This is a genomic window from Nostoc sp. PCC 7524, from assembly GCF_000316645.1.
GTDB lineage: Bacteria > Cyanobacteriota > Cyanobacteriia > Cyanobacteriales > Nostocaceae > Trichormus.
Genome location: NC_019684.1, coordinates 3053704 through 3073127 on the forward strand (window position 1 = coordinate 3053704; position 19424 = coordinate 3073127).

Consider the following 19424-nt stretch of genomic DNA (forward strand, 5'->3'; position numbering starts at 1 on the left):
TCCGCGCATTGTCGTAGACCAAGCCTGAGCATTGGGGTAGCATTACTGCTTTATTGGGCGTAGTCGCAAGTGCGATTTCCCAGAGGGTAGCGACTTCTCACAACCAGCCCTTTGGGCGGCTTCCCGATGGGTAAATTAACAACGCACACGCTGCGGTAATGTAAAATACCAACAGGCGAATTGTTAAAAAAAATTACAAGTGTCAAACTTACCCAAAGACACTTAAGATTACCCTGGGAAACAAACTAATAGCAAATATCATAACATGACCTGAAATAGCCAGGGTCATAGATTTAAAGGCAGTTGCTGACAGTGGAACACCCACGCCTAGCAATGTCAGTCAGTGCAAGGGTGCGAATCACAAAGAGCGAAATTATTGCCATTTGTGTTTGGACAACAAGAAAAAACTGGAAGCTTTTTTCAAAATATGGGTGAAAAGCCAACAATAGCAATTTCTCACTTGGGCTGTGAGAAAAACCGAATTGATACAGAACATATGTTAGGGCTGCTGGTAGAAGCAGGTTATGGTGTAGATACAAATGAAGAGTTAGCAGATTATGTAATTGTTAATACTTGTAGTTTTATTGAAGCTGCGAGGGAAGAATCTGTCAAAACTTTGGTAGAGTTGGCAGAGGCGAATAAAAAAATTGTGATTACAGGCTGTATGGCGCAGCACTTCCAGTCACAGTTATTGGATGAGTTGCCGGAAGCAGTGGCTGTAGTTGGCACGGGAGATTACCATAAGATAGTTAATGTCATTGAAAGAGTAGAGCAAGGGGAACGGGTTAAACAGGTTAGCGCCGAACCAACCTATATTGCCGATGAAACTACGCCGCGCTACCGCACTACAACGGAAGGCGTTGCTTACCTCAGAGTAGCTGAAGGGTGTGATTACCGTTGTGCATTTTGCATTATTCCCCACCTGCGCGGCAACCAGCGATCGCGTACCATAGAGTCTATAGTTGCTGAAGCCAAGCAACTAGCTTCTCAAGGGGTGCAAGAGATTATTCTCATTTCCCAAATCACCACCAACTACGGTTTAGATATTTACGGTAAGCCCAAACTAGCCGAATTATTACGTGCTTTGGGGAAAGTGAATGTACCGTGGATTAGAATGCACTATGCCTATCCCACTGGACTAACCCCAGAAGTCATAGCGGCGATTCAAGAAACACCCAACGTTTTACCCTACTTGGATTTGCCCCTACAACATTCTCATCCAGAAATTCTCCGGGCGATGAACCGTCCCTGGCAAGGGCGTGTCAATGACGAGATTATCGAGCGCCTGAAAATCGCCATACCAGGAGCTGTGTTGCGGACAACATTCATAGTTGGCTTCCCTGGAGAGACAGAAGCACATTTTGAGCATTTACTACAGTTTGTCCACAGGCATGAATTTGACCATGTAGGAGTATTCACCTTTTCAAAAGAAGAGGGAACCCCCGCCTACAAACTGGCAAATCAATTGCCGCAAGCTGTCATGGATGAACGCCGCGATCGCGTCATGGCCATCCAGCAGCCCATATCTGGGCAAAAAAATCAGCAGGAAATCGGCAAAATTGTTGAAGTCCTGATTGAGCAGGAAAACCCTGAAAGTGGGAAATTAATCGGTCGTTCTGGCAGATTTTCCCCAGAAGTTGATGGTCAGGTCTACGTTAGTGGCGAGGCCAAGTTAGGAACTATCGTATCCGTCAAGATCCACGGCGCAGATGAGTACGATCTGTTTGGTCAAGTTGTCCAGTAAGGCAGGTGACAGGTGAGCCGGCGCGGTCTTGGGGGTTTCCCCCATAAGCGACCGGCGAACCCGAAGGGTGACAGGTTACAGGTTACAGGTTGCAGGTTACAGGAGGGAGAAAGGTTAAAGTAATTCGTTCTTTTCCCCAGTTCCCAATACCCAGTCCCCAATACCCAGTCCCCAATACCCAATAAAAGTTTCAATTGACAAAACGCAAAGCAAAAAAACACAATCTAGGAGAGTTGATGAATCTTTCTTTTCCAGAACTAGGCATTTCACAGGAACGCGTTGACCACTTAGAAAAAATTGGTTTTACAACACCTACCAACATTCAGGCTCAAGCTATTCCCCAACTGTTGTCAGGCCGGGATGTAGTAGGTCAATCTCAAACTGGTACAGGCAAAACAGCCGCTTTTTCCCTGCCAATTTTAGAGCGGATTGATGTGCAGCAAAGAGGTGTGCAAGCCTTAGTTTTAACTCCTACCCGTGAACTAGCCATTCAAGTACACGATGCAATGTGCCAATTTATTGGTCACAGTGGCGTGCGGGTGTCAGCAATTTACGGTGGTCAATCAATTGACCGTCAAATTTTACAACTCAAGCGTGGTGTACATATAGTAGTTGGTACTCCCGGACGGGTGATTGACTTACTAGAACGGGGCAGCCTGAAACTAGATCAAGTCAGATGGTTTGTCCTAGATGAAGCCGATGAAATGTTAAGCATGGGCTTTATTGATGATGTCGAGAGAATTCTTTCTCAAGCACCCCAAGAGCGACAAACTGCGCTATTTTCAGCTACCATGCCACCATCGATTCGGATGTTGGTCAACAAGTTTTTGCGATCGCCTGTGACAGTCACAGTTGAGCAACCAAAAGCCACCCCCAACAAAATCAATCAGGTAGCGTATCTCATTCCCCGCCACTGGACAAAAGCCAAAGCTTTACAGCCAATTCTGGAAATGGAAGACCCAGAAACCGCTTTAATCTTTGTCCGTACCAGACGTACAGCCGCCGAACTTACCAGTCAACTACAAGCTGCTGGTCATAGTGTTGATGAATATCATGGTGACTTGTCACAACAAGCACGGGAAAGGTTACTAACTAGATTCCGTAATCGCCAAGTACGTTGGGTAGTAGCTACCGACATTGCAGCGCGCGGTTTAGATGTCGATCAACTATCCCATGTGATCAACTTCGACCTCCCCGATAGCGTTGAAACCTACGTTCACCGCATTGGCCGTACAGGTCGCGCCGGAAAAGAAGGTACAGCCATCACCTTAGTACAGCCTTTTGAGCGTCGCAAACAGCAAATCTTTGAACGCCATGTGCGCCAAAACTGGCAATTGCTGTCTATTCCCACACGAGCGCAAATTGAAGCCCGTCACATTCAAAAATTGCAAGGACAAGTCAAAGAAGCCTTGACTGGAGAGCGTTTAGCTTCATTCTTGCCAATTATCAGCGAACTGATTGAGCAATATGACGCTCAGGCGATCGCAGCTGCGGCACTACAAATCGCTTACGATCAAACTCGTCCCGCATGGTTAAGTTCAGAGGTCGAAATTCCTGAAGAAGCACCTACTCCCAAACCCAAACTAGGCAAGCGTCGCGACTTCGGTGATGACAGACACCGTTCTCATTGGAATAGATCCGATAACAATGGAGATGACGACAGACGCTCAACTCCTAAGCCAAAACTACGCTCAGGTCGCCGTGAGCCTTCTGTTTCTTCTGGTAATCACAAGTTAGGCTCATCCACAGCTAGGGAATCAGCTTCATAGAGTGCTGAGTATTGTTAGCGGTAGCGCGGCGTTTAGTCGATGCTGAGTATATAACTCATAGCTCATTACTGCTAACCTTGACTAACTGTTGCTATCAGCTTGTAGGAACATAGATAATGAGGCACAATTTCTAGTCTTATGTTCACTATCTCGGACTTAGAGCAGCTACAAGCTGAACATCCAGAATGGCAGATGGAACTGGTGGATGGGAATATCCTGGTGATGGGGCCATCGGATTATGTTTCCGAAGAAATAGGTGCTGAGTTAATTCGATACTCGGCAACTGGGTACGCCCACGTAAACTTGGACGGGTAACTGGTTCGAGTGCTGGTTTTATTCTGCCTAGACTGGAAACAGAAAATGGTAGTATAGCAGGTGATAGGTGACAGGTGACAGGTGACAGCTTTAAAAGCCTCTGATGGTAATAGTTTTATGATTTCCTGAAGACAAATTAACATTAACTGTTTACCGCCTGAATCAAGAACCAATTATTTTAAAGAATAACGATAAACTGACATTACTAGATTTATTACCCGATTGGGAACTAACAATCTCAGAACTGTGGCCTCCTATGTTTAAGTAAAAGGCTAGAGGAAAGCATAATCTTGAGAAAAACTCCGCTTACCTCCGCGCTTACCTCCGCGAGACTTTGCGTTAAAAAATTACCAACCTCTCTTCCCTAACCTCTAACCTCCGTGGTGAGCCTGGGAAGCCACAGGTTTCGCTATGCTACACCTGTGGTACTTCACCTCCAAGGACGACTCACTTTTTCTAATTCCTCAACTTCATCGTCGCTTAATTTCCAACCCAAAGCACCAGCATTCTGTTGTACTTGTTCGGCGGTTTTCACCCCAGCGATAGGAATGACATTACCCTGAGCAATTAACCAATTGAGGGCAACTTGGGCAGGAGTGCGATCATATTTCTCGCCTAAATTACGTAGCAAAGAAATTACTGGTGCAATTTTTTGCAATCCTTCCTTACTAAATCTGGGATCTAATTTTCTCGCGCCGCTAGGATTATCAGCACTTTCAGGTGTATATTTGCCTGTGAGCAAGCCTTGAGCTAAAGGACTATATGCCAAAATTGTTACACCTAACTCACGGGCAGTTGCGAAAGTACCATCACCTTCAATTTGGCGAGTGAGTAAAGAGTAACGAACTTGGTTGACAGCTAAAGGTACTCCTCTGGCTGCTAATATTTGATGAGCTTCCCGCATTTGCGCTGCTGAGTAGTTACTTACACCAACGGCGGCAATTCTCCCCCGCTTCACTTCATCGGCTAAGGTGTTTAACAAAGTTTCTTGACTTAAAAAGAAAGCGAAAGGCCAATGTACTTGATACAGGGCAATACTTTCCACTTGTAGGCGTTTAAGACTATCTGTTAGCGCATCAGAAACAGATTGTCCAGTAAATCGCCAAGGTAGGGGGCCAAATTTCGTAGCAATTTGGACTGGCTGCTGTGTCTGCTGGAGAAATTGCCCCAAAAATTTTTCTGATAGTCCTAGCCCGTAAACTTCAGCAGTATCAAAGAAGGTGATACCAGCTTCTAAAGCGGCAGTAAATGCTGCTTGCAACTGTTCTGGGCCATAATCATCGCCATAATTCCAAAACAGCTTATCACCCCAAGCCCAAGTACCAAGGCACAGGGGTGTTACAGACGGGCCATTTTTCCCCAATGTGATTGTTTCCACGCTAGCAAGTTTGACTTAATTTACATTTCTTTACTTTTTTAGTGTAGCTTGACCATCATGGAGAAGTTGCTGTAAACAGCATGAAAATTGACAGCATGGGGATGGGCAGGGTTTATCTTAAGTTAAAGAAAGGCTAAATCCTATAGTGTCTTGAGTTAAGTATCAATGGCAACTAGCAACTTTGAGTCAATAAAACCTGAGTCAGTTAAAAGAGTGAATCTGTTCACAATGTTTCGACTTGGCCTATTTCAAATGGGGTTGGCCATGATGTCTATTTTGACTTTGGGTGTACTGAACAGAGTCATGATTCAAGAAATAGCGATTCCAGCGACGTTAGTATCGCTACTACTAGCATTACCCGCATTTGTATCGCCTTCGCGGATTTGGTTTGGTCAGATTTCCGATGCCAAGCCTTTGTGGGGCTATCACCGCACAGCTTATGTTTGGGTGGGTGCAGCGATATTTGCGATCGCTGCTTTTTTAGCTGTACAAGTCATGTGGCAATTAAATAGTGTAGCTAATGATCCTAATGGCTGGGTGTGGACAACGGCAACTATCGGCTGGACAGCAATTTTAGGTTTAGTTTTTGCCATCTACGGTCTAGCAATTTGCGCTAGTGGTACAGCTTTCGCTGCTTTATTAGTAGATATCTCCGAGGAAAATAACCGTTCCAAAGTGGTGGGTGTGGTATGGTCAATGCTCATGCTGGGGATTATTGTCGGCGCAGTTATTAGTTCCGGCTTACTCCGACAAATCACCCCAGAAGCCGACATCATTAATTTACAGGGAGCAATTAACAGGCTATTTATCATTGTCCCCAGCATTGTTTTTGGGCTGTCAATTGTGGCTATCTTGGGTGTAGAAAAAAAGTATTCCCTCTATAGTAGCCGTTCGACATTAGCCAACCGTGAAGACAGCATTACCTTGGGTGCGGCGTGGAAAATTTTAACAGCTAGTCCCCAAACAGCCTTATTTTTCACCTTTTTACTGGTGATGACATTCTGCTTATTTATGCAAGACCCAATTGTTGAACCTTTTGCGGGTCAAGTGTTTAAAATGCCTTTAGCAGAAAGTACCAAACTCAATGTTTTTTATGGCACAGGTCTTTTGATTGCTTACGCAGTCACAGGGTTTTTGATTGTACCGCATCTGGGTAAACGCAGAACTATACGCTTAGGCTGTATTTTGGTAGCATTTGCAGCTTTATTGTTGGGTGCGTCGGGATTTTCGGCTAATCCCAGCTTTTTGAAGTTAGGTTTGGTGTTATTTGGGTTAGCGACTGGCTTCTTAACTACGGGTGCGGTTAGCTTAATGCTGGATTTGACAGTAGCAGAAACAGCAGGGACATTTATTGGTGCTTGGGGATTGGCGCAGTCTGTCTCCAGGGGGCTAGCAGTAGTAGCAGGTGGCGCGGTGTTGGATTTAGGCCGGAGAGTGCTACCAACATTAGAATTAGCCTATGGGCTGGTATTTGCTTTGGAAGCTGTGGGAATGGTGCTGTCGATTTTGTTGCTCAATAGAGTCAACGTCACCGAATTTCAAACCAATACCAAGCAAGCGATCGCTTCTGTCTTAGAAAGTGATTTAGACTAGAACGGCTTTGTGAGAATTTATAAATGAATGATTTTTGGACAACAGTTGTTGATTTTGCCCAAACCACTACTAACAGAGTGGGAAAGCAATTAATGCAAGATTTTGGACAGGTGCAGGCTGCACAAAAAGCTGATGGTAGCCTAGTGACACAGGCTGATAAATGGGCAGATCAAGAAATTCGGGATGCGATCGCTTCTACTTTCTCCGGTTACGGGATTTTGAGTGAAGAAGGCGATCAGGTTTTTCCCGGTACAGATTGGTGTTGGGTAATAGATCCCTTAGATGGCACAACCAACTTTACACGAGGTATTCCCATCTGGTCGATTTCTTTGGCTTTACTATATCAAGGCACACCCATTTTTGGTTATGTGTACGTGCCACCATTGAATCAAGCCTTCCACGGATTTTGGGAAGGTACTTCCGGACTTACTACACCATCGGGAGCATTTCTCAATCATCACCCCATTCATACCAGTATTGACGCTCCCACTAGCAATCATTTTTTCAATCTTTGTTCCCGTAGTTTAGCTGTAGTGCAGCAAGGCTTTCCTTGCAAAATTCGGATGTTAGGTGTAGCGAGCTATAACTTCCTCACCGTTGCGGCTGGGGCTACATTAGGCGGTGTAGAGGCGACACCCAAAGTTTGGGACATTGCAGCAGCTTGGGTGATTGTGCAAGCGGCTGGTGGTAGCTGGATATCGCTTAATTCACAGCCATTTCCTTTAGTATCGGCAGCAGATTATAGCGATCGCTCTTTCCCTACCCTCGTTGTCAGTCGTGGGGAATTAGTTCCGTTTTTTACGCCTTTTACCCAATCTGTGAAGATCTAAAGAGTTTTTTCAGCTTTTAATCCTAAATATTTCTCATTAGCCCAAGTTGCCTAAAGCCAAAATTTTTACAGGCAACTTGGGTATTTTTTCAGGATATTACATCTTTACCGCGTATATGTAATTAGATGATGTCATTAGCTGATGACTGTACTGTCAATAGCCAATTAATTCATACTGAAACACTGAATTGCTTTTCTTATAAGCATAAGTTGCTTTTTGGGTATCAAAACTTATGTTAACTAATCTAGATTTAATGCGAGAATTTGTTGGGCAATCTATCCAAAAGAAAGAAGTTTTATTAGCAAACTCTTCTTTGAGAGCGCAAATGGTTTATAAAAGCAATCAACTAATTGCTAAAAATGAAGGGGTAATTGCTACTGCCAAGCTAGATCACACGCCATCTGATTTTTTGATTTATGCGACTTCATCTTATTGGGAAGTCATAAACGAAACTTTAGCAGAATACAGTTATATCTGTACTGGTGAAATAGATAGAAAGGGCTGCTATCAATATCAACCATGTTCCATTCCCCAAGGTTATAAACTACGATGTACTAACTCGGTTTGCCTCTGGCAGACTTGGTGGAAATACCGTAAATATGCTTCACAACTAAAAGTTCCCTTAGATATTTTAATCAGAAGTAGAAATTCCTGGTATGGCGTTAGAGATTTGATGATTAGTGATGGACTGGTTTACATTAAGACCTTGGTCAGTGAAATTGCATTAGATTCTAAAGATTTAGTAATTTGGTTAAGCAAAATTGAATCAAATTCTCAAGGAGAAATTGGTAGTGAAAATAGTCATTAGTGAGTATATAGCGTTTACCGGTCTAATGAAGTACACTAAATCAAATAAAACTGTACATCTTCGCCAGGGTAAAAATGAAAGCATATTCGCTCGATTTACGCCAAAAAATACTTGATACATATAAGACAGGTGGAATATCACAACGTCAGTTAGCCAAAAGATTTTGTGTAACTTTAAGCTTTATTGAGAAATTACTTAAACAATATAGAGAAACAGGAAGTATCGCGCCTAAAGTCAGGATGCAACAAACTCCACCAAAGCTAAATGAAGAACAATTGAATGTTCTTTTTGAAATAGTAGAAGCCAAGAATGATGCCACTTTATCAGAAATTCGTGAGCAACTCAAAGAGAAGACAGGGATAACGATTGGTATTTCCACAGTAGACAGAATGTTACAGAAGATGGAAATCAGCTTAAAAAAAAACATTGCACGCCGCAGAAAAGGAAACTGAGAGAGTTCAATTATTAAGAGTCCAGTTCTGGCTCTTAATTCAAGGAATACCTGCTGATCATCTGATTTTCCTTGATGAAGCTGGAGCTAATCTATCTTTGAGCCGACATTCTGCTCGTTCCCCTAAAGGTAAAAGAGCGCATGGTTCTCGACCTCAAAAACGCAGTAAAAATGTTTCGATAATTGGTGCAATTGGTCTGAGGGGTGTGATTAGTCAATATAGCATTTTAGGTGCAACTGATGGGCTGACATTTGAGGCTTATATTGCTCAAAAATTAGTTCCTAAACTTAAGGAAGGTGATTATGTAATCATGGACAATTGCTCAATTCATCAAGGTGGAGATATTGAAGCACTCATTGAGGCTGCCGGAGCTAAGTTGATTTATTTACCACCATATTCTCCTGATTTTTCCCCTATTGAAAATTGTTGGTCGAAGCTGAAGAACATACTACGTTCTCTTGGTGCTAGAAGTTATCCAGATTTAGCAAAAGCAATTGAAATGGCTTTTAACCAAATCTCTTTAAATGATATTTATAATTGGTTTACCCACTGTTGCTACTGTACTTCACCAGACTGAGAAACGCTATATTTATTTCATTTCCTATTTCTCACTTCTTTTTCCAGTATTTATACTGGGTTTATATAAAAACTTTATTTTTTATCAAAGTGATTTTTAGATATTGGTTAAAAAATCATCTAAAATACATGAATAAAATATTTTTTCATAAAAACTTTACTACCTGTAATAGACAAATTTAAAGAATCAAAATAGTTCACCGTATATTTACAAATTTAAAAAATAGTTTGTGTATAATTAAGTCTCAAGCGATTATATAGTACCAATGATATTACGGTAATTGCGGACTGACACTGAGCGATCGCTTAAGTAAAAATGGTGCATTGAATATAAAATAGCTATGTTATCTAATTTAGATTTACTCAGAGAGTTTGTTAACCAATCTATCCACAACAAAGAAGTTTTGTTAGCTAACACTTCTTTACAGGCGCAGACAGTCTACAAAAGTAACCAAGTCACAGCTAAGGCAGAAGGTGTGATTGCTACTGTCCAACTAGCTCACAAAACACTAGAGTTCTCAATTAAATCTACTTCATCCTATTGGGAATTAATGAACGAAGCCTTGGCAGATCACAGCTATATTCTTACAGGGGAAATAGATGAACGCCATTGCTATCGGTATCAATACTGTCCACTGCCTCCAGGTTATCGTATGCACTGTACGAAATCCGTCCATCTGTGGCGGGCTTGGTGGAAGTATCGCAAAAATAAGTTACAGTTAGGTATTCCCTTAGATTTGTTAATCCGTACACGCACTTCATGGTATCCCATCCGAGACTTAATTATCAGTGACGGACTTTTATATATAAAAACCTTGGGTAGTGAGATTGCAGTTCACTCCGATGACTTGGTAATTTGGTTAAGCAAAACTGAGGTCAAATTTCCCAGTTTATCGGAGTTAGAAAACTAAGTGGTGTAAATACTTGCAAAAAAGGTATCAAAATCTTTCTTACCCAATCCCCAGTTCCTTCACAAGCTACTTTCAGTGTGGTTAAAATGCCTGTGAGTGTTTGGCAGGAAAAAGATGATGAAAGGACTTTGGCTAGAAAATAACCAATTACACCTGCGTACAGATATTCCGATTCCTGAACCACCCCCAGATGAAGCACTGGTGCGTGTTTTACGTGCAGGAATTTGTAATACGGACTTAGAATTACTGAGAGGCTACTATCCTTACACTGGTATTTTAGGGCATGAATTTGTCGGTTTGGTTGAACAAGGGCCGGAACATCTTGTCAATCAGCGCGTAGTGGGTGAAATTAATGCGGTGTGCGGTTATTGCCGTTTCTGTCGCCGGGGACAACCAACCCATTGTGAAAATCGTACAGTCTTAGGGATTGTCAACCGTCACGGGGCATTTGCTGACTATCTTTGTTTACCAGTAAAAAATTTACATCCCGTACCCGAAAATGTACCAACAGACATTGCCACCTTTACCGAACCCCTAGCAGCCGCCCTGGAAATTCAGCAGCAGGTAACAATATGTGCAGATGACCGCGTGCTAGTAGTAGGAGATGGCAAACTCGGCCAGTTAGTGGCGCAAACATTGGCTTTAACTGGTTGTGAATTATTAGTAGTTGGTCGTCATCGAGATAAACTAGCTAATTTAGAGGCACGGGGGATAAAAACTGGTTTAGTTGATGCTGTGACAGATAGAAGTTTTGATATATCAGTAGAGTCTACTGGCAACCCTGAAGGATTTGCGATCGCTCGTCGCGCTTTACGTCCTCGTGGTACTCTCGTACTGAAAAGTACCTATGCAGGCAACCTCAGTTTAGATGCTTCTGCTTTAGTAGTAGATGAAATTACCCTGATTGGTTCTCGTTGCGGTCCTTTTCCAGCCGCGCTCGATTTATTAGCCGCCCAAAAAGTAGACGTAAAACCCCTAATTCATGCCAGTTACCCCCTCCATGATGGACTAGAGGCTTTTAAACAAGCCCAACGTCGAGGGACTTTAAAGGTATTGTTGGAGATGAGTTAAGAGTGCTGAGTCAGGAGTAACAAACAAAAATTACTAACCTCCTGCCCCCTGCCTCTTAATACAAATAAGGATTCGTCTTCGGTTGAAAATCACAACAATGAATTGCCTCTTCTGTGTTCGCTATAGATGGGTGGACAGTGCATTTAAGGCGGTAGTTGTCGGTGAAAAATTGGCAACCGGGACAGGGTATCTGGTGCATTCGTTTTGCTGTAGTGATGCCGTCTCGTGTGGCTGTCCATAGACTCCAAACGACGAGAGAAATGAGTAACCAAGCGCCGACAAAGCAAATGGGTACTAAAAATGGTTGAATGCCTCTGATTAGTAAAGATATTAATTCCAACACGGCAAGTTCTGACAAAAATTAAGAGCTAGAAGTATATTAACTCCTAACTCTTTCAAGCTAACTTCTGGCTACAGAAGTATAAATTCATTGGGATTGGGGAGTGGGGATTGGGGATTGGGGATTGGGGACTGGGGACTGGGTAAAAATTCTACCTTATCTCCCCTCACTCCCACCCTACGGGTAGGCTTACGCCATCGTAAGAGAAGCAAGCTACATCCTCCCCTGCTCCTCTGCTCCCCTACACCCCTACACCCTAAAACCAGTGTCTTATATCTTAAATTCCCGCATGACCTAATGCTAAACCTGCTACTAGCATTCCCAGCACCAGGAAGGGTTGGGCGCTGGCTTGGTATTTCACATCATTCTTTAGGGGGTCACGTAAAAAATACATATCCTGGAAGGTGATTTGGGGAATGATTAACAGTACCAAAATTGCCGCATACAAATTTTCATGGATACTCACCAGATAAGCAGCTATCAACCCTTGAAAGACATCAATCATCACTACACAAATCAAAGCTGCTTTGTCGATACCAAACATTACAGGTAATGATTTTAGACCAAGTTGGCGATCGCCTTCCACACTCTTAAAATCATTAACAATGGCTATCCCCAACCCTGCCAAGCTGTAAATCAAGGTGAGAACGATAATTTTCCAGTTGAGTTCGCCAAACAAAGCATGACCAGCCCACCAAGGTAAGGCGATATAACTAGCACCTAAAGCGTAGTTACCCAACCAACCGTTTTGTTTTAACTTTAGAGGTGGGGCAGAGTAGATAAAGGCGATAAAAGAACCAAATATTGACAAAACTGTGACGTTAGGAAATTCATGACCTGCCCATACATCTAAAACAAAGGCTAGGGCAATACCAGCGAGAAATAAAAAGATAATTTGACTAACTACTTGCGGTACAGAAATTGCGCCGGAAGGGATGGGACGATAAGGTTCATTAATGGCATCAATTTCGCGATCGTAGAAATCATTTAGGGTTTGAGTGTAACCCGTCAGCAATGGCCCGGACAACAGCATACAAGCGGCGGCCTTCAGGACGTTTTCTAGAGTCCATGTGTAGTTACCAGAAGAAGCCGCACCACAGACAACGCCCCAAATTAAAGGAATCCAGGTAATTGGCTTCATCAATTGCAGGCGGATTTTCCAAATGGAAGTTTCCCCTGGTGCTGCGCCTTTCATCCCTAACAATTGCCGGGTTTTCGCAGTACGGTCACTAGGGGCAGCACTAGCTTCAGAATTAGAATCGGGAGTTATGGGAGTTAGTTCTGACATAGGAATTAATTATGAATTTGGGCATGGGGGAGGCAATGCGTTGGGTGAGTTTCCCGACTTGTAGCAACTGCCGTCATAGGGAATAGGACATGAAGAACGGGGTATCAAAACACTCCCAGTCCCCAGTCCCCAATCCCCAGTCCCCAGTCACCATTACCTAAAAAGAAATGATCAAATAATTATTTTGAAACTTAGCCCCGGTTACAGGTCTGCCACTCAATGCGGGCGGGAGAAAGATGTTCCGCCGTTGGTCGCCAGCTTCTACCGTGACTTCGGGGCCATACTGAGTGAGTTTGACTTGTTTTTTATCGAATCCAGGCAAAAACAAGCGTACTTGCAGGTTGTGGACATCGATAGTAATTGGTGTGGGGGCTTGCACTGCCTGTTCAACAAAATTAGGTAAAGCATCTATTAATGGTTGCCAATTACCATTTGTCAAGTCAGGCACAATGCTTACACTTAAAGGTGTAAATTCTTCTGATAAGTTGGTATTTACCTGGGAGGAGATTTGGATTACACCACCAACTATTAACCCGATTTGTTGGGCGCTGCCCCACAAATAACGGGCGCTGGCTACTTCTAGGGGGTCTGGTGTAGTGACCAAAAAGGCGGCAATCCGCTTGGGGTCAGCAAGAGCCGCTTTTCCTTTGTCTAAGAAATTATTGACTTGGTTGGTAGGATGAGCAAAGTTATCTGCTGTCCAGTTGATATTGAAAAAGCTGGTGATTAGCGGTTGAATCAAGGGTGATTCGGCAATAGTTTTACCTAAGTCCGAGTTGACTATTAATTGTCGAAATCGCCTGACATACCAGCTCAATGACTCTGGCATACCAAACAGTCGCAGGTTGGAAGAGTCACCCGTGCCGTTGTAGACGATCGCATCATACTTGCCACTGGCATCATATTCACGGATAGCATTCAGGGCAAGGGCATGATCCATGCCTGGTAATACCACCAGTTCTTGACCGTAGACATCTTTAATGATGGGCGTTTTGAGGTATTGCGCCTCAAGTTTTTTCACTTCATCCCAACTACGCTCTAAGAGTACAGATGCTTGGAACTGTACAACATCTAGATTAGGTGCAATTTCCTGGGGGTCAGTTGCCAGGGTTTGCTCTAAGAGTATGGGTAGTATTGGTTCTGCTAATCCTGCTAGCAGGACACGCTTGCCTTGAGTTGCCAATGACTTAGCAGCAGCGATCGCTATTTTGGTACGCGTAATGCTGCTTGCACCCAAAAATGTCAATATCTGGGACATTATCTTGATTTCCAATTACCGCCGGTCTTTCCAATTCCAACTTAGCACTAGGCAAATACTCTTAGCTTCTACCTTGAGTGCCGATGCTAGACGGCTTTAATTTCATCCTCAAAAAACCAAGTGGCAGTATTATCATCAAACTTTACGACTACACCTACACCGCTACCATCGGTAACTTTATAACCTTCAATTATGCCAATTTTTCCTAGTTTCTGAGCGATGCCAGTAGAAACGCGATCGCGTAAACGAAACACCTTAACCTTTTGTCCGATTTCCATGCCTACATTAAATGCAATAAACCAAGAATTAGTTTAGCTGAATCTGGTACTATCCGAAATTCAAAATTCCAAATTGACTATTGACTAAAAGTTTAAAATTAAATCAACTAGCAATCAGTTGCAAGAGTTTAACTTCAACCAGCAATTGCTTTCAAAAACCTCATGGGAAAAACTCACAACCAATATGAAAAAGTTTTTCCCTTACACCCCATTCCCAACTCCCCACTCCCTACTCCCCATTTCATAACCATGTATCAAACTGATCCACCCCGTCCACCCCAAGAAACCATGCCGACAATGTATGATTTACCCAGTGAATTGGTAGGGGAATCAGGCTTGCCAGACGAATTTCATTGTATACAGGCAGATTTGCTCAGTGAGACTTGTCAGCCTCCTAATTATCTACCAGAGGAGATTTTACTGGTTAGTGACTTAAACCTTTACTACGATCCCCGCCATCCTTTATGGTACAAGCGTCCTGATTGGTACATGGTTTTGGGAGTATCCGGTGCTACTCAACAGCAAGACCTACGTTTAAGTTACGTTATATGGCAAGAGGGAGTAGCCCCGTTTTTAGTAGTGGAATTACTTTCACCAGGGACAGAACAGGAAGATTTAGGGCAAACGCTACGAGAAGTAAACAAACCGCCAACCAAGTGGGAAGTGTATGAACGCATTTTGCGTGTTCCCTACTACGTTGTTTATGACCGTTATGAAAATAATTTGCGGGCGTTTCGACTCAATGGTACTCGTTATGAGGCAATACCTTTACCAGAGAAGCGATTTTGGTTAGAAGAGTTAGAACTAGGTTTAGGTCTTTGGCAGGGTACTTATCAACAGACAACGGGTTTATGGTTACGTTGGTATGATGCAGCAGATTGGCTACCAACCTCAGATGAACAAGCACAACGAGAACGCCAACGGGCTGAACAAGAACGGCAACGGGCTGAACGAGAACGGCAACGGGCTGAACAAGAACGCCAACGGGCTGATAGACTAGCTGAATATTTGCGATCGCAAGGAATTGACCCAGACAACTTACCGTAGTCAGAGGTAGCTATGACGACAAGCATCAAGTTAGTCAATCCTAATATTGAATATCCCAGCTCTGACGGTGAACCATTGGCGGAATCTTACATCCATCTCTACGCAATTCTGACTACTCTAGAAGTAATCAAACAATACCTAGCAGGCAGACAAGCAACCGTTCTGGCTAATCAGTTTCTCTACTATGCTCAAGGTTTTCCCAAACTCAGGGTTGCACCGGATGTCATGGTAATTTTTGATGTGCCGCCTGGAGGTCGAGATAGTTATAAAGTCTGGGAAGAAGGTCAAGTTCCCCAGGTAGTCTTTGAAATGACTTCTCAAGGAACCCAAAAACAAGACCAAGAGCAAAAGAAAAACCTGTATGAACAGTTAGGAATTGTAGAATATTGGTTATTTGACCCGAAAGGGGAATGGATTACAGAAAAGTTAAGAGGATATAGGTTAGAGGATGAGACTTATCAATTAATTACTGATGGGATATGTCAACCTTTACAATTGCGGGTAACAGTTGAGGGGGAATTATTGGGATTTTATCGTCTAGATACGGGTGATAAATTACTCATACCCACAGAACTAGCCCAACAGTTACAGCAGGAACGTCAAAGAACTGAACAGGAACGCCAACGGGCGGAACAGGAACGTCAACGAGCTGATAGACTAGCTGAGTATTTGCGCGCTCAAGGAATTGACCCTGATAGTCTCAGTTAAACCAGAAATTACTCTGAAACTGACAAGCATTAAGAAGCACAATGATTGATAAATTTATTTTTGCTAAAAATAGACTCAGGTATATTTAGTTGATTTTCTGATTACGCAAGTAAGATTGTATTATAATACGCCAAGAAATCATGGTTGATATAAATCATTCATACCAGGGGAACTTTCATCAATAGTCAGCTTCATTGAAGAATTAAATGTGTGGTGGTTGTTGAGGATGACAATTTCGATTAAAGGCAATTCAAATTGGGTGCAAATGCGCCGCTACTGGGAACTGCTGCACGTCTTAGTCACGCGAAATCTCAAAGTGCGTTACCGAGGTTCTTTATTAGGCGTATATTGGTCACTACTCAACCCGTTAATTATGACAGCACTTTATAGTGCGATATTCGGTACAACATTTGCTTCCTACTATGGAAATTCTATACTGAACTACGTGCTAGCTGCCTTCACTGGCTTGGTGGTGATTAATTTTTTTTCAGCCTCCACATCCCAAGCTTTGTCAAGTGTAGTAGGCAATGGGGCATTATTAAACAAAATTCGCTTACCCGTAAGTGTTTTTCCTGTCTCAATGGTAGTAGCCAATATCTTTCAGTTTGCAGTTGGGGCATTTCCGTTATTGGCTGCGATCGCTCTCATTAATTCTAAAAGTTTTGTCAATGTTTTAGCACTACTGTTTCCTTTCCTATCTTTGGTTTTAGTTTGTACCGGAGTAGGATTTCTAGTGAGTGCATTGTATGTGTTTTTTAGAGATTTACCTTATTTCTACGAGTTAGTTGTATTTGTACTGTGGATTAGCAGCCCTGTATTTTACCCAGCAGCTATTGTGCCATTGCAAGTTCAAAAATTTTTATTTCTCAATCCCCTCTCACCAATTATTGAAAGTTTGCGTCAAATCACCTTATCCGGTAATTTACCTGATTTAACACTAATTTGGGGTGGTTTGTTAAGTGGTATCATTATTTTGTCATTGGGATGGGTTAGTTTTCATATGTGGCGACATCAATTTATGGATCTGTTGTAGATGGAAGTTATTCGTCTAGATCAAGTTTCACTGTGGCGAAGAACACAAGAAGAGTTTTCTTACGACCTCAAGAAAACAATTTTATCTATTATTGAAGGGAAATACCGCCAACCTGCCAGAAAATTAGTAATTGATCAAATTAATCTGGTTGTTAATTCAGGTGAAAAGATAGGTATTATCGGCGCAAATGGTTCTGGTAAATCTACTCTCTTGAAAATTATTTGTGGGATTTTGCAACCAACAAAAGGTACAGTCAGAGTAAGAGGACAAATAGCACCCTTAATTGAACTAGGTGCAGGGTTTGATCCAGAAATTGCTGTAATGGATAATATTTTGCTGTATGGTGTATTACTAGGTTTTTCTAGAGCCGAGATGAAACAGAGAGTGCGGTCTATTTTAGAGTTTGCAGAATTGGAGGATTATGCTTTAGTTCCAGTGAAGGGTTTATCTTCAGGTATGGTTGCTCGTTTGGGTTTTTCTATTGCTACCGATGTACAACCTGATATCTTGATTTTAGATGAAGTTTTATCTGTAGGAGATGAAAAGTTTAAAAATAAATGTAAGCAAAGAATTGATAAATTTTGGAACATGGACGCAACCGTTTTAGTTGTATCTCATGATTTAGACTTTGTGAAACAATATTGTGAACGTGTAGTTTGGTTAGATAAAGGCACAATAGTGTTTATTGGTGAACCTCAAAAGACTATATCTTGCTATTTAAGTGGACTTTGAATCAATTTTGGTTAAATATAAAATTAGATTAAATTAAATCACCTTGGTTGAGATGTTGAGTCTCAAAAATTTAAGTAGACACTATAAAAAATATGGTCGAGCTAAAGCATTTACATCCTAAAATAACTGTTATAATGCCAGTTTTTAATGGAGAAAAATATATTCAAACAGCAATTGATAGTATTTTAAATCAAACTTTTACTGATTTTGAATTAATAGTTATTGACGATTGTTCATGTGATAAAAGCTTAGAAATTATAAAATCTTATAATGATAACCGAATAAAACTATTAGAAAACAATACTAACTTAGGAGTCACGAAAACAAAAAATAAAGGGATAGAAAAATCTTTAGGTGAATATATTGCTTTTTTAGATTGTGATGACTATGCCTATCCTTCGAGGTTAGCAGAACAACTTGAATTTATGGAAAGTAACCCAGATTTTGGTATGATTGGGTCTTGGGTTGAGGTAATGGATGAAAATGGTGTTTTAACAGGAGAGGTTTGGAAATATGTAGAACCTGCTCAAAAAATTCCATCTATACTTCTCTTCCACAACTATTTTGCTCAATCAGCAGTTTTCCTCAGAAAAAGTGTATTGTGTGATGAATGGTATAGACGACAAAGAGCAGAAGATTACGACCTATGGGTAAGAATAGCAAGAAAATCCAAAGTAGGGAATATTCAAAAAGTTCTAATAAAGTATCGACTACATCCGAGTTCTCGCAGTCAAAAAGCAGTACATGCAATTGAAACGAATGTAGTAGATATTGTTTCAGAGCAGATCAACTATTTAGGTATAACACCGACATCTGAAGAGTTAGCCTTACATAGACAATTAGGTGCATATAATTACAACGATATTAATTTATCTTTAAAATTTATTCAAGAATCAGCAGAGTGGTTGACGAAGTTGAGGAACGCCAACTCACAAGTAAACATATATCAGAATAATGATTTTAATCAAGTATTAGCAGATATACAGTTAGCCGTATTTTGCAAATGTTTAGAAAACCAAGAAATACAAGTCACAACCAAACAATGGGAATTGGAACAAAAGCAGTATCAAATTCAAGCCACTCAAAATGAATTGGAAGAATGTAAACATTGGATAAAAGAGCTTCAGGAAGGAAAAGATTGGCTGGAATCTCAGTATTATATTTGGATTAAAGTTGCCAAAGATAAACAGACAGAAATCGAACAATATCAAACTCAATTACAATATCTAAAGCTTGAGTTAGAAAATTTGCAATTAAAATTACAAAAATTTCAAAATTGATAACAGAATTACA

At 41.7% G+C, this 19424-nt stretch carries 18 protein-coding genes and 1 pseudogene; 14 read left to right on the forward strand and 5 right to left on the reverse strand.

Features of this window, described 5'->3' with window-relative positions:
• The first annotated feature begins 427 nt into the window (after nucleotides 1-427).
• From rimO to NOS7524_RS30685, 3 genes and pseudogenes are all read left to right on the forward strand, one after another.
• The gene (rimO, locus tag NOS7524_RS12150; protein WP_041555727.1) at nucleotides 428-1744 is read left to right on the forward strand and encodes a 30S ribosomal protein S12 methylthiotransferase RimO; all 1317 of its coding nucleotides are present in this window, start codon (nucleotides 428-430) and stop codon (nucleotides 1742-1744) included.
• A 236-nt stretch (nucleotides 1745-1980) separates the two neighbouring features.
• Nucleotides 1981-3513: a DEAD/DEAH box helicase gene (locus NOS7524_RS12155; RefSeq protein ID WP_015138780.1), complete on the forward strand. Its 1533-nt coding sequence runs from the start codon at nucleotides 1981-1983 to the stop codon at nucleotides 3511-3513.
• A 138-nt stretch (nucleotides 3514-3651) separates the two neighbouring features.
• Nucleotides 3652-4096: pseudogene (locus tag NOS7524_RS30685) on the forward strand (Uma2 family endonuclease).
• A gap of 162 nt (nucleotides 4097-4258) precedes the next feature.
• Here NOS7524_RS30685 and NOS7524_RS12165 read toward each other — a convergent pair.
• Nucleotides 4259-5206 (reverse strand): aldo/keto reductase, encoded by a 948-nt coding sequence (locus tag NOS7524_RS12165; RefSeq protein ID WP_015138781.1) that lies wholly within the window; start codon nucleotides 5204-5206, stop codon nucleotides 4259-4261.
• 165 nt (nucleotides 5207-5371) lie between these two features.
• Between NOS7524_RS12165 and NOS7524_RS12170 the strand changes: the two genes are divergently transcribed.
• The 6 genes from NOS7524_RS12170 (at nucleotide 5372) to NOS7524_RS12200 (ending at nucleotide 11447) form a co-directional block, all read left to right on the forward strand.
• Nucleotides 5372-6799 carry a BCD family MFS transporter gene (locus NOS7524_RS12170; protein WP_015138782.1) on the forward strand — a complete coding sequence of 476 codons (1428 nt, stop codon included), beginning with the start codon at nucleotides 5372-5374 and terminating at the stop codon, nucleotides 6797-6799.
• Nucleotides 6800-6822: 23 nt separating this feature from the next.
• Complete coding sequence (locus NOS7524_RS12175; RefSeq protein WP_015138783.1) at nucleotides 6823-7629, forward strand: inositol monophosphatase family protein; 807 nt, start codon at nucleotides 6823-6825, stop codon at nucleotides 7627-7629.
• A gap of 232 nt (nucleotides 7630-7861) precedes the next feature.
• On the forward strand, nucleotides 7862-8437 hold the full coding sequence (locus tag NOS7524_RS12180) for a hypothetical protein (protein WP_015138784.1): 576 nt from the start codon (nucleotides 7862-7864) through the stop codon (nucleotides 8435-8437).
• A 74-nt stretch (nucleotides 8438-8511) separates the two neighbouring features.
• Nucleotides 8512-9466 (forward strand): IS630 family transposase gene (locus tag NOS7524_RS28610; protein ID WP_216087509.1). Its coding sequence is split into 2 segments (ribosomal slippage): nucleotides 8512-8855 and nucleotides 8854-9466, totalling 957 coding nucleotides; the frame shifts between segments, so codons are not numbered across the junction.
• A 340-nt stretch (nucleotides 9467-9806) separates the two neighbouring features.
• Nucleotides 9807-10376: a hypothetical protein gene (locus tag NOS7524_RS12195; RefSeq protein ID WP_015138785.1), complete on the forward strand. Its 570-nt coding sequence runs from the start codon at nucleotides 9807-9809 to the stop codon at nucleotides 10374-10376.
• 117 nt (nucleotides 10377-10493) lie between these two features.
• Nucleotides 10494-11447, forward strand: a complete 954-nt coding sequence (locus NOS7524_RS12200) for an MDR/zinc-dependent alcohol dehydrogenase-like family protein (RefSeq protein ID WP_041555295.1) — start codon at nucleotides 10494-10496, stop codon at nucleotides 11445-11447.
• 55 nt (nucleotides 11448-11502) lie between these two features.
• On the opposite strand, the gene NOS7524_RS28615 is transcribed toward NOS7524_RS12200, so the two are convergent.
• The 4 genes from NOS7524_RS28615 to petP form a co-directional block, all read right to left on the reverse strand.
• Nucleotides 11503-11790 carry a hypothetical protein gene (locus NOS7524_RS28615; protein ID WP_015138787.1) on the reverse strand — a complete coding sequence of 96 codons (288 nt, stop codon included), beginning with the start codon at nucleotides 11788-11790 and terminating at the stop codon, nucleotides 11503-11505.
• Between the two features lie 274 nt (nucleotides 11791-12064).
• Nucleotides 12065-13075 carry a chlorophyll synthase ChlG gene (gene chlG / locus NOS7524_RS12205; RefSeq protein WP_015138788.1) on the reverse strand — a complete coding sequence of 337 codons (1011 nt, stop codon included), beginning with the start codon at nucleotides 13073-13075 and terminating at the stop codon, nucleotides 12065-12067.
• A 157-nt stretch (nucleotides 13076-13232) separates the two neighbouring features.
• A complete protein-coding gene (locus tag NOS7524_RS12210) occupies nucleotides 13233-14333 on the reverse strand; it encodes a Get3/ArsA fold putative tail anchor-mediating ATPase NosAFP (RefSeq protein ID WP_015138789.1) in 1101 nt (366 codons plus the stop codon).
• An 86-nt stretch (nucleotides 14334-14419) separates the two neighbouring features.
• On the reverse strand, nucleotides 14420-14611 hold the full coding sequence (gene petP / locus NOS7524_RS12215) for a cytochrome b6f subunit PetP (protein ID WP_015138790.1): 192 nt from the start codon (nucleotides 14609-14611) through the stop codon (nucleotides 14420-14422).
• 249 nt (nucleotides 14612-14860) lie between these two features.
• Between petP and NOS7524_RS12220 the strand changes: the two genes are divergently transcribed.
• The 5 genes from NOS7524_RS12220 (at nucleotide 14861) to NOS7524_RS12240 (ending at nucleotide 19411) form a co-directional block, all read left to right on the forward strand.
• A complete protein-coding gene (locus NOS7524_RS12220; protein ID WP_041555728.1) occupies nucleotides 14861-15658 on the forward strand; it encodes a Uma2 family endonuclease in 798 nt (265 codons plus the stop codon).
• A 12-nt stretch (nucleotides 15659-15670) separates the two neighbouring features.
• The gene (locus tag NOS7524_RS12225) at nucleotides 15671-16366 is read left to right on the forward strand and encodes a Uma2 family endonuclease (RefSeq protein ID WP_015138792.1); all 696 of its coding nucleotides are present in this window, start codon (nucleotides 15671-15673) and stop codon (nucleotides 16364-16366) included.
• 226 nt (nucleotides 16367-16592) lie between these two features.
• On the forward strand, nucleotides 16593-17399 hold the full coding sequence (locus NOS7524_RS12230) for an ABC transporter permease (RefSeq protein ID WP_015138793.1): 807 nt from the start codon (nucleotides 16593-16595) through the stop codon (nucleotides 17397-17399).
• Nucleotides 17400-18131, forward strand: a complete 732-nt coding sequence (locus NOS7524_RS12235; RefSeq protein ID WP_015138794.1) for an ABC transporter ATP-binding protein — start codon at nucleotides 17400-17402, stop codon at nucleotides 18129-18131.
• Nucleotides 18132-18223: 92 nt separating this feature from the next.
• Nucleotides 18224-19411 (forward strand): glycosyltransferase family 2 protein, encoded by a 1188-nt coding sequence (locus NOS7524_RS12240; RefSeq protein ID WP_015138795.1) that lies wholly within the window; start codon nucleotides 18224-18226, stop codon nucleotides 19409-19411.
• Nucleotides 19412-19424: the final 13 nt, after the last annotated feature.

What these genes read in the sequence shown, in the direction of transcription:
- NOS7524_RS12175 (WP_015138783.1), top strand. Translation starts at nt 6,823, where the DNA reads ATGAATGATTTTTGGACAACAGTTGTTGATTTTGCCCAAACCACTACT.
- NOS7524_RS12230 (WP_015138793.1), top strand. Translation starts at nt 16,593, where the DNA reads ATGACAATTTCGATTAAAGGCAATTCAAATTGGGTGCAAATGCGCCGC.
- NOS7524_RS12200 (WP_041555295.1), top strand. Translation starts at nt 10,494, where the DNA reads ATGAAAGGACTTTGGCTAGAAAATAACCAATTACACCTGCGTACAGAT.
- NOS7524_RS12180 (WP_015138784.1), top strand. Translation starts at nt 7,862, where the DNA reads ATGTTAACTAATCTAGATTTAATGCGAGAATTTGTTGGGCAATCTATC.
- chlG (WP_015138788.1), bottom strand. Translation starts at nt 13,075, where the DNA reads ATGTCAGAACTAACTCCCATAACTCCCGATTCTAATTCTGAAGCTAGT.
- NOS7524_RS12225 (WP_015138792.1), top strand. Translation starts at nt 15,671, where the DNA reads ATGACGACAAGCATCAAGTTAGTCAATCCTAATATTGAATATCCCAGC.
- NOS7524_RS12240 (WP_015138795.1), top strand. Translation starts at nt 18,224, where the DNA reads ATGGTCGAGCTAAAGCATTTACATCCTAAAATAACTGTTATAATGCCA.
- NOS7524_RS12155 (WP_015138780.1), top strand. Translation starts at nt 1,981, where the DNA reads ATGAATCTTTCTTTTCCAGAACTAGGCATTTCACAGGAACGCGTTGAC.
- NOS7524_RS12170 (WP_015138782.1), top strand. Translation starts at nt 5,372, where the DNA reads ATGGCAACTAGCAACTTTGAGTCAATAAAACCTGAGTCAGTTAAAAGA.
- NOS7524_RS12195 (WP_015138785.1), top strand. Translation starts at nt 9,807, where the DNA reads ATGTTATCTAATTTAGATTTACTCAGAGAGTTTGTTAACCAATCTATC.
- NOS7524_RS12210 (WP_015138789.1), bottom strand. Translation starts at nt 14,333, where the DNA reads ATGTCCCAGATATTGACATTTTTGGGTGCAAGCAGCATTACGCGTACC.
- NOS7524_RS12235 (WP_015138794.1), top strand. Translation starts at nt 17,400, where the DNA reads ATGGAAGTTATTCGTCTAGATCAAGTTTCACTGTGGCGAAGAACACAA.
- NOS7524_RS12220 (WP_041555728.1), top strand. Translation starts at nt 14,861, where the DNA reads ATGTATCAAACTGATCCACCCCGTCCACCCCAAGAAACCATGCCGACA.
- petP (WP_015138790.1), bottom strand. Translation starts at nt 14,611, where the DNA reads ATGGAAATCGGACAAAAGGTTAAGGTGTTTCGTTTACGCGATCGCGTT.
- rimO (WP_041555727.1), top strand. Translation starts at nt 428, where the DNA reads ATGGGTGAAAAGCCAACAATAGCAATTTCTCACTTGGGCTGTGAGAAA.